Source organism: Natrinema limicola JCM 13563 (genome assembly GCF_000337475.1).
GTDB lineage: Archaea > Halobacteriota > Halobacteria > Halobacteriales > Natrialbaceae > Natrinema > Natrinema limicola.
The window spans coordinates 1-276 of record NZ_AOIT01000094.1; the positions used below are offsets into that span (position 1 = coordinate 1).

The 276-nt window shown below is 56.5% G+C and carries 1 pseudogene; it reads left to right on the forward strand.

The window, feature by feature from the left end:
• Positions 1 to 276, forward strand: a pseudogene (locus C476_RS17630) (helix-turn-helix domain-containing protein); the annotation flags it as partial.

A 276-nucleotide genomic window follows, 5' to 3' on the forward strand; every position in this document is an offset into this window, starting at 1 on the left:
GGTTGTCTTCACAGTCGAGTACGAGAAGGGGGCTAACGAGGTGATGGATCTCTTTATCGAAAATCCGGACTTGTACGCCCGGTCGATGGAAATCAATGCGACCAGTGAGGCGGTGTGGGGTATCGAAAAGGTCGTCGGCTCCGCTGCTGTCCTTGATGGGTTCGACGACAAACTGGACCGCGTTGCCAGTGATCCGAGTAAGGCCGGAATGTGCGGTGCGCCCGTGTCCGAGTACGAGTACACGATCCTCTCGTCGAACGCCGAATCGCGGAAAAT